This is a genomic window from Salinimicrobium terrae DSM 17865, assembly GCF_000424665.1.
Classification (GTDB): domain Bacteria; phylum Bacteroidota; class Bacteroidia; order Flavobacteriales; family Flavobacteriaceae; genus Salinimicrobium; species Salinimicrobium terrae.
In genome coordinates this window covers 72,650-88,294 of sequence record NZ_AUKI01000016.1, presented here as the reverse complement: position 1 = coordinate 88,294, position 15,645 = coordinate 72,650, and the positions used below count along the sequence as shown (strand labels likewise).

Here is a 15,645-nt window from a genome sequence, read left to right as displayed (position 1 = left end):
TTTTTCTAATTAAGATAGTACCTGTTTGGTATAGAATTCCTGATAAGCCTGGGCAAATTCTTCCCGGTTCTTATAGCCTAAGACTGGCTTAGCAAGTTTACTCAAATATTTTTTTAGTTCATCAGGAATGTTATCCCCTGCAATAACAACAGCGTCTGAATTATCTACAGCTGTTTTCATAAGATTTACGTAGTTTGGCTTTTTCAAATGTTTTACCTGCTCATTCTCAAGACCGTCAAATAAAACTTTCTTGTGCATTTGATTATCTAACGTTCCTTCGAAATCCTGATTGTACACCGAAGTCACAATTTTTGCCTCACTAAATAAAGGTTCATTCCCGTAATAATTGCGAAGGTAAAGCGGCAGCAGGGAAGACAACCACCCGTTTACATGGATAATATCTGGTGACCAGTTAAGTTTTTTTACAGTTTCAATGACCCCTTTAGCAAAAAAAATAGCTCTTTCGTCATTATCTGGGAACAGATTCCCCTCTTCATCTGTAAGTGTGGCTTTTCTTTTAAAATAATCTTCATTATCTATAAAATAAACCTGCATCCTCTCCTTTGGAATTGACGCCACCTTAATGATAAGCGGCATATCGAGATCATTGATGACCAGATTCATACCAGAAAGTCTTATAACCTCATGAAGTTGATGCCTCCTTTCATTGATGTTCCCAAAACGCGGCATAAAAATGCGTATTTGCCCACCCTGGTTATTAACCATTCGCGGTGCTTCAAAAGACATAGATGAAATTTCTGTTTCGGGTAAGTAGGGAATAACTTCAGATGATACGTATAATATCCTCTTATCTTTCATAGGATCACTTTAATGCTGTTGTAAAATAAAAACACGCAAAAATACAAAATTTTATGCAGATTGCCAGTATTATATTAAGTTTGCAGGCCCTTAATTTTGGAATAAGATGCAGATTTTAAAGGAGAAGGAAGCTCTAAAGAAGCAGGTTAAAGCTTTAAAAAAGGCCCGGCAAAGTATAGGTTTTGTTCCCACAATGGGAGCATTACACGAGGGGCATCTCTCTTTAATTAAACTGGCGCTTTCCACATGTGATAAGGTTGTAGTAAGTATTTTTGTCAATCCTACTCAATTTGATAATCAGGACGATCTTCAGAAATACCCGCGCATCCTGGAAAAGGATGTTGAGCAAATTGAACAAATTAGTGGAGAAGTTATTGTCTTTTCTCCTCCATCTTCAGAAATGTACGGAGATCGAATATCTTCGGAAAAATTCTCCTTTGATGGGCTGGAATATCAAATGGAAGGGAAATACCGGGAAGGTCATTTCAATGGGGTGGGAACCATTGTTAAGAGATTATTTGAAATTGTTGAACCCGACAAAGCCTTTTTTGGAGAAAAAGATTATCAGCAGTTACAGATCATTAAAAAACTGGTAGAAAAACAGGGCCTGAACGTTGAAGTAGTTGGCTGCCCAATTTACCGGGAACCCAATGGATTGGCCAGAAGCTCCCGTAATGAAAGGCTAAGCCCCGAAGCACGACAAACAGCAGCTATTATTTACCAAATCCTGCAACAGGTAAAAGAGGAATTTGGCACAAAAAGTGCAAAAGAGATGAGTAAATGGGTTACAGAAAAATTTGAATCTCAACCCGGCCTTGTCCTGGAGTACTTTGAAATAGCAAATGCAGAGGACCTGGTGAGTATTCAGGAAAAAGAAATAAACAAAAAATATAGAGCCTTTATTGCTGCCTATGCTGGTGACATAAGGTTAATTGATAATATAGCTTTAAATTAGCAGTATGCAAATCCACGTTGTAAAGTCAAAAATTCATCGGGTAAAAGTTACGGGGGCCGATCTTAACTACATCGGCAGTATAACTATTGATGAAGATCTTATGGATGCAGCCAACATAATTGAGGGTGAAAAAGTGCAGATCGTGAATAATAATAATGGGGAAAGGCTGGAAACCTACGCCATTCCGGGACCCCGCAATAGCGGTGAGATCACTCTAAACGGGGCTGCCGCACGAAAAGTGGCAAAAGGAGATGTGTTGATCCTAATTACTTATGCTATCATGGATATTGAAGAAGCTAAAAACTTTAAGCCTTCTCTGGTTTTTCCTAACGAAGAAACAAACCTCCTCAATTAACTCTTGAAGAAAAAGCTTTTAAGATTTTCAAAAACTTTCCTCCCTCTGTTACTGGGAGTTTTTTTGATTTGGTATTCCCTTAGCAGTGCAACTCCCGCAGAACGCGAGGAATTATGGAACAACATTCTTCTTGCCGATCAAAAATGGGTTATTTTAAGTGTTTTTTTCGGAATCTTATCACATCTTTCCCGGGCTTACCGCTGGAAATTCCTGTTAGAGCCACTGGGTTATAAGCCACAACTGGCAAATAGTTTTATGGCCGTAATGGTGGGATATCTCGCTAACCTTGGGGTGCCAAGATCGGGAGAGGTGCTGCGGGGTGCAACTATTTCCAGCTATGAAAAAGTCCCTTTTGATAAGGCTTTTGGCACCATAGTGTCTGAAAGAATTGCAGACCTGGCTATGGTTTTATTAATTTCTACCTTCGGATTTCTTATTCAAACTGAAGGTTTAATCAATTATTTTCAGGATAACGATATCAATCCATTTATTTCAATAGGTATATTTCTTCTTTTGATCATTATTGGTGTTGCTCTTCTCAACCTGGTTAGAAGATCCAGCCATCCTTTAATGGTTAAAATTAAGGATTTTGCACGTGGTCTTCTGGAAGGAATGCGCAGTATCGTGAGGATGAAAAAGAAAAAAGAATTTATTTTTCATACCATCTTCATCTGGACAATGTACCTTTTGATGTTTTATGTTATAAAATTTGCTATTCCCGAAACTCACTCTCTATCAATGGCTGGCTTCATGGCTGCTTTTATTGTAGGCACTTTTGCCATAACCACTACTAACGGAGGAATTGGTGTTTATCCTATTGCAATGGGAGCCGTACTGCTGCTTTTTGGAATCAACCAACCCGCAGGGGAAGCATTCGGGTGGATCATGTGGGGTTCACAGACCTTGATGGTAGTAATCCTTGGCGGACTTTCCTTCTTATTTCTTCCTCTTTACAATCAAAAGAAATAATATCTATATTGCTTTAGGAAAAAAACCTATTGCATATGAAACAATTATACATTTTTATCTTTCTTTTTTTAGCTGTACAGTTAAGTTTTTCGCAAACCCTTTATAAAACAATTAACTCTTCAAAACTTGGAAAAGAACGGGAATTGAAGATACAGTTGCCCCGTGATTACGACCAAAATACTAAAAAGAAGTATCCTGTCATTCTAGTTCTTGACGGTGACTATCTTTTTGAACCTATGGCTGGGAATGTTGATTATTACTCTTACTGGGATGAAATTCCCGAAGCCATAGTTGTAGGGGTAAACCAGCTGCAAAGCAGAAATGATGATAGCAGTTACGATCCACAGCGTTTCCTTCCGGAAAAAAAAGGAGCTCAGTTTTTTGAATTTTTAGGCATGGAGTTGTTGCCTTTTATTGACAATACATACCGCACCTCAAGATTTGTAGCTATTGCAGGTCACGACCTCACCTCTAATTTCATTAATTATTATCTTTTCAAACCAGATCCGCTTTTTCAGGCATACATTAATTTGAGCCCTGACCTGGCACCCGAAATGAGCAACAGGCTTGTAGAAATACTTTCAACCACCCAGACTCCGCGGTGGTTTTACCTCGCCACCGGCTCAAATGACATTCCCGAGCTAAAAAAACACATAAGAGAGCTGAATAAAGAATTAACTTTAATAGAAAACGAAAAACTTCATTATCGCTTTGATGATTTTGAAGCTGCTACTCATTACACTCTTATAGGAAATGCACTACCAAAAGCACTGGAACATATTTTTGCGTCCTATAAACCAATCGGTTTAAAGGAGTATGACGAGTTGGTGATAATGGACAATTCAGCGTATGATTTTCTGGTGAAAAAATACGAACTCATCAACAACAATTTTGGAATAGAAAAGCTTGTTCGCATTAATGATTTTTTGGCAGTTGGCAAGGCCCTTGAGTACCGGGAGAAGTGGGAAGATTTGGAAAGATTGGGGGAACTGGCCCAAAAACAATATCCCCATATGGCATTGGGGGATTATTATAAAGGTCGTTCTTATGAAGCCAATGGCCAACCAAAGAAGGCCATGAAAACATTTCAGGGGGCCTACGGTAAAGAAGAAGTGGCCTTCGTTACAATGGATTTTATGCTTCAAAAAGCTGATTTAATTAAACAAGATTTCGGTTATTAGCAGCTCATTTGAAGTAACTCATTAATGGCCAAAATAAAGACTCTGTACTACTGTCAGAATTGTGGTGCGCAACACAGCAAATGGCAAGGCCAGTGTAATTCCTGTCGGGAATGGAATACTCTTGTCGAAGAAGTTATACAAAAATCTGATAATAAACCCTGGAATTCCGAGGCGGCTCCAAACCTTAAAAGGACCACCAAGCCTTTACGTATTTCGGAAATTGAAGTTTCAAAGGAAGAACGGCTCAAAACCAACAACCATGAACTTGACCGGGTTCTTGGAGGAGGAATTGTTCCGGGATCTCTCACCCTCCTGGGCGGAGAACCCGGTATTGGAAAAAGTACGCTTCTGCTTCAAATTTCCCTGAATCTTAATTATAGAACCCTTTACGTTTCAGGTGAAGAAAGCCAGCAACAAATAAAGATGCGGGCACAGCGAATTAATCCGGATTCTGATAAATGTTTTATTCTGACGGAAACAAAAACCCAGAATATTTTTCAGCAAATAGAAAAACTGGAGCCGGAAATTGTCATTATTGACTCCATTCAAACTCTGCAGACCGACTACATAGAAAGCGGGCCGGGCAGCATTTCACAGATCAGGGAGTGCACGGCAGAACTTATTAAGTTTGCAAAAGAAACCGCTACTCCTGTTATACTCATAGGCCATATCACCAAAGAAGGAAGTATAGCGGGTCCAAAAGTACTGGAACACATGGTGGACACTGTGCTGCAGTTTGAAGGCGATCGCAACCATGTCTACAGGATCCTTAGAGCCCATAAAAACCGGTTTGGTTCCACAAATGAACTGGGGATCTATGAAATGCAGGGCAATGGATTAAGAGAAGTAAGTAATCCCTCAGAAATTCTTATTTCCAAAAATGATGAAGACCTAAGCGGTACCGCTATTGCGGCCACTTTGGAAGGAATGCGGCCACTTATGATCGAAATACAGGCGCTGGTAAGTTCTGCAGTTTATGGAACACCCCAGAGGTCAACTACGGGATATAATGCAAAACGGCTCAATATGTTGCTGGCAGTTCTAGAGAAAAGAGCAGGATTTAAATTGGGCGCAAAAGATGTTTTTCTGAATATTACCGGCGGAATTTCTGTAGATGATCCGGCGCTGGATCTTGCCGTGGTAGCAGCAATACTCTCCTCAAATGAAGATATCGCAATACCCAAAGACATAAGTTTTGCAGCTGAAATCGGGTTGGCAGGCGAAGTACGACCGGTGACCCGTGTGGAACAGCGAATTCTGGAGGCTGAAAAATTAGGGTTTAGCAGTATTGTGGTTTCTGCTCAAAATAAGTTCCCGAAGAATAACTTTGAAATTAAAATTCAAAAAGTTTCAAAAATAGAAGACGTAGTGAGCTATTTATTTGGTTAACCCTGCGTTCACATGAAAAAATTAAAAAATAATGTTACCCGAAAATGTCATTTTTGAAAAACTTTCTCCTAAAGATCTTCAGGAGCTTCAAGAATTAAGTAGAAAAACTTTTGTAGACGCCTTTGGGGCAGAAAATAACCCACAAGATCTTGAAGCATATCTTAATTCTGTCTTTGGAGAAGATAACCTTAGCAGGGAATTACTAAATCCACTTTCGGAATTTTATTTTGCAAAACTGGAGGATTCAACAGTCGGATATTTCAAAATCAACTTAGGAGATGCACAAACCGATCTTCAGGAAGAAGATGGGATGGAACTCGAAAGAATTTACGTGAAGCAGGAATTTCAGAATCAAAAAATTGGACAACAAATACTGGATGCAGTAATAGAAATGGCAATCCAGAGAAGAATGAGATATCTTTGGCTCGGAGTATGGGAGAAAAACATTCGGGGCATCAACTTCTACCTAAAAAATAATTTTCAGATTTCCGGAACTCATCCTTACATGGTGGGCAGCGACCAGCAGACAGATAAAATAATGAAGCTTTTCCTGTAGAACCACTAACCCTTTTAAAAACTCATTTCTAAGTGCGATTTTTCTTTAGGGTGATTGGCACAGTTTCTGCCTTTTACCCGATGTGAGAATTCCCCGAAATCTATATATTACTGTGCTCTTGTTCAGCATATTGATGATTATGTCCTGTTCCAAAGTGAACAGGGTAAAAGATCTCTTTGTAAAACCAACCACCAGGGAAAAATATGAAAAGGATTATTCTCACGAACCGGCAGCTTATGCGCAGTGGCAAAGAACTTTTCAAAATGCCCTTTTAGACAGTGTAGCTGTTCAGCTTCCATATTCGGAAGCCGGTAAATTCACTGCTTCCGGATTTCAGGTGTTTGGTTATAATGTTGCCCTCACCCCGGGAGAACGACTTCGGATAGATGTAGAAACCGATTCTCTCAATATCCCTGTTTTCGTCGATCTTTACCAACAAGTTATTGATTCAGTAGTAAACTATAAACATATCAAGTCGGCCGGATTTGGAGAAACGGAAATTCAGCATGAAACTGAGGAGCCGGGAATTTTTAAGGTACTCCTTCAACCGGGAATGAATTCCGCTTCAGAATTTGCGATCAAAATTTATAAGGAACCGGTCTATACCTTTCCCGTAGCCGAAAAAGGAAATTCTGAAATTCAAAGTTACTGGGGTGCAGCACGGGATGGAGGGAGAAGAAGTCATGAGGGAATAGACATTTTTGCGCCCAAAGGAACTCCTGTCGTTGCGGTCACAGAAGGCCGGGTTTCCTCAACGGCAAATAAAGGTCTCGGCGGGAAACAGGTCTGGTTATGGGATGCGAAACGAGGAAATTCCCTTTATTATGCCCACCTCGACAGCATTATTGCTCGTGGCGGAATGAAAGTTTCTACAGGTGACACTTTGGGTCTTGTGGGCAATACCGGGAATGCCAGAACTACTCCGCCGCACCTTCACTTCGGAATTTACAAAGGATTTAGGGGAGCTCAGGATCCTTTGCCTTATGTGTATCAGCCTCCCGCCCCGGAAGATTTTACTTCGACTTCAGCTACAGAATATTTGCGGGCAACCGGCACCGCGAACCTTCGAAAAGGTCCTTCTTCGAAAGCTGAAATAGCCGGGCGTGCGAGCAAAAATGATACGCTGCAACTACTCGGTGAGACAACGAATTGGTATCATACCAGGATTCAGAATGAAAATTTCTTCATTCATAAAAGTCTGGCGGCACCATGGTAAGAATTATTCTATTCGAAATCAGGTTCCTGAAGCAGCTTATTTATCTCATCTAATTTAGGAGTAAGAATTACTTCAATTCTTCGGTTCTTAGCGCGCCCTTCGGCTGTGTCATTGGATGCAATTGGAGCATATTCTCCTCTACCTGCAGCGGTTAAGTTTTCAGCATTAATCCCGGAATTTTCCAGCAGTAACTGAACGATAGCCGTAGCTCTTTTTGTGGAAAGATCCCAGTTATTAGTCAGTTGACCACTACCGCTATATGGTACATTATCTGTATGCCCTTCTATAAGAACAGCAATATCGGGATTTTGAGCGAGGACTGATGCCAGCTGTTGCACGGCATTTTTTCCTTCAGGTCCCACTGCCCAGCTCCCCGAGCTGAACAATAGTTTGTTTTCCATGGAAACATAAACCTTTCCATCTCTCTGCTCAACCGTAAGACCTTTGCCCTCAAAGTTTACAAGGGCCTTGGAAATGGCATTTTTTAAAGCATTCATTTTAGCATCTTTTGCAGCTATAAGGCTCTCCAGTTCATCGACGCGTTGAGACCTTGCCGTAAGATCCTTCTGCAACTTTTCTAATCGGTTTTTTTCGGTAAGCAGGGCTTCTTCTTTAGCATCAAGTTCTGCCAGAAGTTCTCGATTCCTCCTGGAATTTTCGGAAAGGGCTGAAGAACTATTCGCTTCAAGAGCATCATATGAAGATGTCAATTTTTCATAACTGGCTCTGGTCGTATTGTACTCCTGCTGTAACCTATCTCTTTCAGCTATAGTTTTCTCATATTCGGCCTGCAAAGCTGCAAGATCGGCTTCGTTTTGCCTGTGTTTCACCTGCAGGTCATCAAACTCTTGTGAAAGCTCCCGGTTGTCTTCCTGTAATTGAGCGTGCTGATCTTCAAGATCTTTATAAACCTTAGAAGAAACACAAGAGGTAAGTAAGATCAAACTGCTTAAAAAAGCTAAAAAAAGATGTTTTTTCATAAGATGGAAATTAGTTGTAATCTAATTCGAGAAGAACAGGACAGTGATCGCTGTGTTTGGCATCGGGTAAAATCACGGCCCGTTTTAGTTTATCCATTAATGGTTCACTCACCATGTTGTAGTCAATTCTCCAGCCTTTGTTGTTTCCGCGAGCGCCGGCACGGTAACTCCACCAGGAATACTGACCGGGATCTGAATTGAAATGCCTGAAGGAATCCACAAATCCACTTTTAATAAAGTTCCCTATCCATTCCCTTTCCACAGGTAAAAATCCGGAAGTGTTTTTAAGCCTCACAGGATCATGAATATCTATCTCCTCATGACAAATGTTATAATCTCCACAGATCACCAGGTGCGGAATTTCCTGCTTTAACTCATCCACATACTTCTGAAAATCGGCCATATACTGAAGTTTATGGTCCAGCCGGGCAATATTGGTCCCCGAAGGTAAATACAAACTCATTACCGAAAAATCCTCAAAATCTACTCTAACATTGCGGCCTTCAAAATCCATATAATCGATTCCTGTTCCAAAAACTACATTTTTAGGTTCTTCTTTGCTGAGTATTGCCACCCCGCTATAACCTTTTTTCACAGCAGGAAACCAGGAATTGTATTTATAGCCCAGGTCTTCAAAGGGTTCCTGATCAAACTGATCTGGAGTAGCTTTTATTTCCTGAAGGCAAACCACATCGGCATTGGTTTTATCAAGCCAGTCTAAAAAGCCTTTTTTTATAGCAGCCCTTATTCCATTTACGTTGTAGGAAATAATCTTCATTCTTCTGAATTTTATACTGCCCAAAAATAGCATTTTTGGATGGCTTTTCAGAAGGAATGAAAGCGGAGTTTTCCGGGATTAATGAACAATAATGCGCTGTACCTTCCCCTCCTCCCGTGTACCAATACGCACTAAGTAAACTCCCGTTGCGGCGTAAGACATGTCAAGTGAATATTCATAACCTATTGCTCCTTTCTTTACCATTGATTCCACAACTTTTTGTCCCAGCATATCATGTACAGTTAACCAGAGCGGGCGCTGATATGCTGCGAAAAAATTGAGCTCGAAAATATCCCCTTCTAAAGAACTAATGACAAATTCCCCTTCCTGAATTTCAGATTCCTCAATACCATCAACCAAGACCACTGTATAATCTTCTGTAGTGCCAAATTCCATTACACTGCAAGGATCGTTGAGATCCCCTTCATATCTTGAGCTAACATCTCCGGCTCTTGCCCGTAAAATGTGCTCTCCTAAGGGTGCATTTTCAGGAAGGGTAAATTCAAATTCAGTTACAACAGAAGAAGAAGCTATATCACCAGATGTAATTAGTTGCTCTTCGGGCTCAAAGACCGCATTATCATTGAAATCTATCCACATCGAAAATTCGCTGCTGCTATTGGATCTTATTCCTACGTAATAAGTTTCCCTGTTCACATCAAGCCTTGCTGAGATCTCGAGAAAGTTATTATAACCATCATCACAGTATATATTTTCATTTACAATATCTTCCAGATAAAAGCTGTTGATCCCATCGCCAAAAGCACAGGATGAACCTTCGGGGATACAATTGAGCTGTGCAACAGTTTCTATCACTCCATCATTCTCTGTATCGCTGTCATTTTCAAGAAAGGTGGATGCTTCAATAATATACTTCCCGTTAGCCGAAAAATCAAATGGACTATTGAAGGTATAGGTAATTTGAGAGCCTACTTCCAAAACTTCATTCACAGTTTCGATCACAGGATTTCCACCATTGACAACATAATCTACCTGGAAATTATTCTGAGGTTCTCCTCCAAAGTTTTCTATGGTTACCACAATATTTTCTACACCCAGGTCTGATGCCGTTTCGGGATGAACAATTCTGGTGACGCCTATATCCCTTGGTGGCAGATGGTTTATACGGACAGACGAAGAATCATTCGCCAGATTCATGTCTCCTTCCAATTCTGTATATGCTGTTAGATCATATACTTCTCCAGGAGTGGAAAGGTCTATAGTTTCAGAAAATGTGAATTCTACCTGGTCGGTTGATGGAATTGTACCGCTAAAGATCTCGCTCACTACCTCTCCATCGTTCAACTGAAAAGCAACGGGAAAATTAGATTGTGATTGGCTCCCAAAATTTCTTATTCTCACCGTAATACTCTCACTGGTAGAAAGAGTGGCAGATACAGGAGAAATTACCTCGGTTACTCCTACATCTTGTGAAAACTCTGGTGCCAGCTTAAACACTCCCACCCGGTTTAAGCGGGAACCCGGCCTGAAGTATTCCCCGTTATACCAAAAAGTTTCATTATCTACAGGATCAATACTCGTGTGAGCATAATCCCCGTACCTGTTACTTTCACTTGGCGACGTGCTTTCAACAAGCGTTACCTCCTTTAAAGTCATTCGGTTAGGAGGATCGTTAAAAAATCGACCGGTAAATTTGAGAGTAGGAAGCATGGGAGTTTCAGGATTATCATCTACCAAAGTAAATCCCATTCCTATATTTCCATGTTTGTCAATATTTATACTTCCGCACCAGCGGTCACTGGAGTCGGGCGCATATGTCCCCTCCTGATAAATTACCCAGGGTTGATTATCTCCAAACTGGCGCAATTCATACCACCTTATTCCTGCATGCTCTGCAACGGAAGGATTTACATCTACCACAAAATTAAAAACAACCGAATTATGGGTCTCGAACCTCCTATAGGAGGTAGGATACATCACCGCACCTTGTAATGCATCAAGATCGGCATTTTCAAAAGGTTGCGGTAAGTTTGAAAATCCACCGCCGTCAAAAGTACTTTTAAAAGGTGTGAGACCCTGGGAAGGGCCTAGCTCCTGGGATTCGCTTATCGTCGAGTTCTGCAAATTGTTCCAGTCCACGTTAACATGCCAAATTTTAAGATGATCAAAATTTACCCCCATCCAGGAATCATCCTGATAAAAAATTACAGGCATATTTCCGGGAGGGGGTGGTTCATTCCCCGTAGCATTAAAAGCTGCAGGGCTATAAAATCCATTATTTCTCACTCCGGGAAGAGGAAAACCTACATGTCGTGCGGCTTCTCCCTGTAACATCCTATCCCTTTCAAGCACATAAACCACCTCATGTATTTCCGGGTCGTCAAGGTCTTGGTTTGTGGTAACATAATACCCATCACTCCACACGAAATATTTCGGATAATCTGGAAAGGTACCTGTAGCAAACCTATACGTGTACCAACCGTCATTCACGGGATCGGGACCTCGTGAAATGGCTACCAGCAGGGCATTGGTTGAATCTGTTTTATTAGGACAGCCGCGTAAAGGATTGAAAGGACAACCTGCAAATTGGGTGATAAGGAACCGGTCAGCAAATTGATCGTACAAAACTATCGGGTCTCCCAGTCTTTCTCCTTGAAATTCTCCTCCCAGCGATGAAAGATCTGTAGGTGGAAGAAGAATATTTCCCTGCTTATCAAAAACGGAAAAACCAGAATTATACGCATTGACATAATGGTTGGGGCCGGCAGCCCCTGTGGGATCTGTTGGAGTATGAAAGAGATTGGCAGCATCGAAAGAGAGAATTGCCTGTTTCATAGGAATTGAACCGGGCTTTTCCTGAAGGGCGGCATCTGTACTTTTTGGATAGCCTTTGCCGGGTACCACCCTGTTGGCAGTTCGGTTTTTTGGGTTTACTTCTTTTCTTATACTAACAGATGGAATTAGTTCTTTGGCCGAAAGAGGTTCAGAAACAGATGGCTCTGCCAGTCCCTGGGAAATTGGCCCCAATATTTCTTTAGTTTGGGCCTTAACCTGCACACCAACAAAAAAGATGAGTAAAAAAAGAAAATAATTTTTCACCATAAGAGGAACCTTTAACCTATAAATTTAGAAAATTAACATAAGCTGAAACAAAAAAAGAACAATTCGGGCCGAATTGTTCTTTTTTAACTCAAATTAAACAGAAAAAAGCTACTTCTTCAACCAGTGTTTGAAATCTGTCTCTTCTGCAATGATTTTTGAAATTTCAGAAATTGGAATTCTCTTCTGTTTCATGGAATCACGATATCTCACAGTTACTGTACGATCTTCAAGAGAATCGTGATCTACCGTGATACACATTGGAGTGCCGGCGGCATCCTGACGTCTATACCTGCGACCAATAGCATCTTTTTCATCATACTGCACATTGAAATCCCACTTTAAATCTTCAATGATCTCCTGTGCCATTTCGGGTAAACCATCTTTTTTAACTAGAGGCAGAACGGCTGCCTTAACAGGAGCTAATATTGCAGGTAATTTTAGAACAGTTCTCGAGCTGCCATCTTCCAGCTCTTCTTCTTTTAAAGAAGCCGATAGTACAGCTAAAAACATCCTGTCAAGCCCAATTGATGTTTCGATTACATACGGCACATAGTTTTCTCCAAGTTCCGGATCATAGAACCTCAACTTACGACCCGAAAATTCTTCATGTGCCTTAAGGTCAAAGTCGGTTCGGGAATGGATACCTTCAAGTTCCTTAAAACCAAAAGGAAAATTAAATTCAATATCTGTTGCGGCGTTTGCATAATGAGCAAGTTTTTCATGGTCGTGGAAACGGTAATTCTCCTCTCCCAAGCCTAGTGAAAAATGCCATTTTTGACGCACCTCTTTCCAGTGCTCATACCATTTAAGCTCTTCTCCGGGACGTACAAAATATTGCATCTCCATTTGCTCAAACTCCCTCATTCTAAATATGAATTGCCTGGCAACTATTTCATTTCTGAAAGCTTTTCCTGTTTGGGCAATTCCAAAAGGAACTTTCATCCTTCCGGTTTTTTGCACATTAGAAAAGTTAACGAAGATCCCCTGTGCGGTCTCAGGTCTAAGGTAAAGATCGGAAGCAGTTTCTGAAGATGCTCCCAGTTTGGTTCCAAACATGAGATTGAACTGTCTTACCTCGGTCCAGTTTTTAGAACCTGTTTCGGGATCGGCAATGCCCAGTTCTTCAATAAGAGCCTTCACATCTTTAAGATCTTCATTTGTAAGGGAGCGACCCAGGCGTTCCAGGATCTCTTTTCTTTCGGACAGATATCGCTGTACCCGATCGTTAGTATTTATAAATTGCTCCTCATCAAAAGCTTCTCCAAAACGTTTTCGCGCCTTTTCGATCTCCTTTTGCGCTTTCTGAAGGATCTTTTCGGCATGATCTTCAACAAGAACATCGGCCCTGTACCGCTTTTTAGAATCTTTATTATCAATTAGAGGATCATTAAAAGCATCTACGTGACCCGATGCTTTCCAGGTAGTGGGATGCATAAGGATAGCGGCATCAATTCCAACAATTTCCTGGTGCAGTTGCACCATGCTCTTCCACCAGTATTCCCTAATATTCTTTTTAAGTTCTGCTCCATTCTGTCCGTAATCATAAACAGCACTTAAGCCGTCATATATTTCGGAAGAAGCAAAAATGTACCCATACTCTTTAGCATGGGAAATTACGTATTTAAAAAAATCTTCTTGTTTTGCCATAGAGCAAAAATAAAAAAACCGCCCCGATCCAAGACAGGGCGGTAGGATTAATTGTCAATTGTTTTATCTAAGACTAAATCCGGTGGCTCCTATAAGATTAGTTCCTTCATAAACGAGCACTTTATAAGATCCTTCAATAAGCCGATCGGGATTGGTATTAGCTAAAATACACACATCAAGTTCTTCATTTTCATAGTAAACCTCATTTGCAGCGCTATATACCATGACACCGCCTTCGTGCTGAACGGCAATTTGATCTCCCACCAACTCATTATTTGGATTGTAAACCTGGACATATAAATCTTTATCTCCGGCAGTGGCCAAAGAATTCGGGGTAATGGTAAAGCAGGTTCTTATTTTATCAACCCGCCGCGTACGGTCATTTTCAACCAGCCTGCCGCTGTTTCTTTCGATTACTCCTTCTCCTCTTAAATTGCTAACCTTTAATTGAGCCGCGCGATCGATCTGGGAAGCCATTGTCTGAGTCTGGACCTGGAGTGAATCGGAAATTCTGGTTCTTTCCAGCAACATGTTATTCGTGCTGTCGATTTCTGTAATAAGCCGCAGATTTTGGTTGCTTAAACTGTCAACCACTCTAAACAATTGTTCTTTTTCGGCCTTAAGATTACTCACTTCCCGGCGATACCTTGATATTAAAACAAGGTTAGCTTCCATATCCTGTACCGAATCCCGAAGTGCAACTATTCTGCCTCTGGCTTCAGTTAACTCAGAATCGAGCCCTTCATTCTCGGCAATAGCCTCATCATATTTTACGATTAAATCGTTAAGTTCTCCTTCAATTACAGCTTTTTCCTGCTGCAATAATTCCTGATTCTCTTTTTCCTCGTTATAAAATTTAATAGTATAAATTCCTAATGCAACCAAAGCGACTGTCAAAACCCCGGTAAGGATCTTTAAAGCATTATTACTTTTTTGGTCTGTCATAACAAATGATATTTAACGGTTTACTTTTGTAAATTTAGGAGTTTTAATCAGGCTAAGACCAATTTGTTAACAAATGTTTCACGATTTCATTAACCTTCTCTATCCAAAGCTGTGCTGTTCATGTGAAACCACTTTAAATACTAATGAAAATATTCTTTGCACCTCCTGCCTTCATGAACTACCTATAGCCGATCACCACCTGGAAAAAGATAATCCTGTGGAAAAAATTTTCTACGGAAGAATTCCCGTTGAAAATGCAACTTCCCTCCTGCTATTTGAAAAGAAAGGTATGGTTCAAAAGCTTATTCACAACCTCAAGTACCGGGGCCATAAAGAAGTAGGTCCTTTTTTGGGAGCCTGGTTGGGAAGTGAATTGAAGGAATTATCTGCCTGGCAGGAAATCACGGTAGTTGTTCCTGTCCCTTTACACCGTAAAAAACTAAGAATAAGAGGGTTTAACCAGGTGGCGGGATTTGGACAGGAAATAGCAAAGTCTCTGGAAGTACCTTACCGGGATGACCTTCTGCTTAAAATAACAGCCACAAAAACCCAGACAATTAAGAAAAGGCTCGCCCGCTGGGGAACAATAGATGAAACTTTTATTATTCATAATTCTTCCTCCCTTGAGAATGCTCACGTGCTTTTGGTAGATGACCTGGTTACCACAGGTGCCACCCTTGAGGCCTGCGCCCAAAAACTTTTAAAAATTCCAAATCTGAGGATAAGCATTGCAACAATGGCTGTTACGCATTAGAACTTCAGGATTAGAAGAATAAATTGTTTCTTTGTACC

Annotated in this window: 14 protein-coding genes; 8 read left to right on the top strand and 6 right to left on the bottom strand. The window is 40.7% G+C overall.

Annotated elements, in window-relative coordinates:
* Positions 1-9 precede the first annotated feature (9 nt).
* Positions 10-819, bottom strand: a complete 810-nt coding sequence (locus tag H148_RS0105765) for a glycogen/starch synthase (RefSeq protein WP_029033960.1) — start codon at positions 817-819, stop codon at positions 10-12.
* A gap of 106 nt (positions 820-925) precedes the next feature.
* On the opposite strand from H148_RS0105765, the gene panC reads away from it, so the two are divergent.
* From panC to H148_RS0105730, 7 genes are all read left to right on the top strand, one after another.
* Positions 926-1,774, top strand: coding sequence for a pantoate--beta-alanine ligase (panC, locus tag H148_RS0105760; RefSeq protein ID WP_029033959.1), 849 nt, complete (start codon positions 926-928; stop codon positions 1,772-1,774).
* Between the two features lie 4 nt (positions 1,775-1,778).
* Positions 1,779-2,129 carry an aspartate 1-decarboxylase gene (panD, locus tag H148_RS0105755; RefSeq protein WP_029033958.1) on the top strand — a complete coding sequence of 117 codons (351 nt, stop codon included), beginning with the start codon at positions 1,779-1,781 and terminating at the stop codon, positions 2,127-2,129.
* A 3-nt stretch (positions 2,130-2,132) separates the two neighbouring features.
* On the top strand, positions 2,133-3,098 hold the full coding sequence (locus H148_RS0105750) for a lysylphosphatidylglycerol synthase transmembrane domain-containing protein (RefSeq protein ID WP_029033957.1): 966 nt from the start codon (positions 2,133-2,135) through the stop codon (positions 3,096-3,098).
* A 35-nt stretch (positions 3,099-3,133) separates the two neighbouring features.
* A complete protein-coding gene (locus H148_RS0105745) occupies positions 3,134-4,279 on the top strand; it encodes an alpha/beta hydrolase (protein WP_029033956.1) in 1,146 nt (381 codons plus the stop codon).
* A gap of 24 nt (positions 4,280-4,303) precedes the next feature.
* Positions 4,304-5,668 (top strand): DNA repair protein RadA, encoded by a 1,365-nt coding sequence (gene radA / locus H148_RS0105740; RefSeq protein WP_029033955.1) that lies wholly within the window; start codon positions 4,304-4,306, stop codon positions 5,666-5,668.
* A 31-nt stretch (positions 5,669-5,699) separates the two neighbouring features.
* The gene (locus H148_RS0105735; RefSeq protein WP_029033954.1) at positions 5,700-6,224 is read left to right on the top strand and encodes a GNAT family N-acetyltransferase; all 525 of its coding nucleotides are present in this window, start codon (positions 5,700-5,702) and stop codon (positions 6,222-6,224) included.
* Between the two features lie 139 nt (positions 6,225-6,363).
* Entirely contained in the window at positions 6,364-7,440 is a 1,077-nt protein-coding gene (locus H148_RS0105730) for a M23 family metallopeptidase (protein WP_051286235.1), read from the top strand.
* Between the two features lie 8 nt (positions 7,441-7,448).
* Here the strand turns inward: H148_RS0105730 and H148_RS0105725 are convergent, their stop codons facing one another.
* The 5 genes from H148_RS0105725 to H148_RS0105705 form a co-directional block, all read right to left on the bottom strand.
* Positions 7,449-8,420 carry an OmpA/MotB family protein gene (locus H148_RS0105725; RefSeq protein ID WP_029033952.1) on the bottom strand — a complete coding sequence of 324 codons (972 nt, stop codon included), beginning with the start codon at positions 8,418-8,420 and terminating at the stop codon, positions 7,449-7,451.
* 10 nt (positions 8,421-8,430) lie between these two features.
* Entirely contained in the window at positions 8,431-9,198 is a 768-nt protein-coding gene (locus tag H148_RS0105720) for an exodeoxyribonuclease III (RefSeq protein ID WP_029033951.1), read from the bottom strand.
* A gap of 78 nt (positions 9,199-9,276) precedes the next feature.
* On the bottom strand, positions 9,277-12,261 hold the full coding sequence (locus tag H148_RS0105715) for a GEVED domain-containing protein (RefSeq protein ID WP_029033950.1): 2,985 nt from the start codon (positions 12,259-12,261) through the stop codon (positions 9,277-9,279).
* Between the two features lie 108 nt (positions 12,262-12,369).
* Positions 12,370-13,908, bottom strand: coding sequence for a glycine--tRNA ligase (locus H148_RS0105710; RefSeq protein ID WP_029033949.1), 1,539 nt, complete (start codon positions 13,906-13,908; stop codon positions 12,370-12,372).
* Between the two features lie 63 nt (positions 13,909-13,971).
* Positions 13,972-14,853, bottom strand: coding sequence for a hypothetical protein (locus tag H148_RS0105705; protein WP_029033948.1), 882 nt, complete (start codon positions 14,851-14,853; stop codon positions 13,972-13,974).
* 73 nt (positions 14,854-14,926) lie between these two features.
* Here H148_RS0105705 and H148_RS0105700 point away from each other — a divergent pair, with 73 nt between their 5' ends.
* Positions 14,927-15,607, top strand: a complete 681-nt coding sequence (locus H148_RS0105700; RefSeq protein ID WP_029033947.1) for a ComF family protein — start codon at positions 14,927-14,929, stop codon at positions 15,605-15,607.
* The last annotated feature ends 38 nt before the right edge of the window (positions 15,608-15,645 follow it).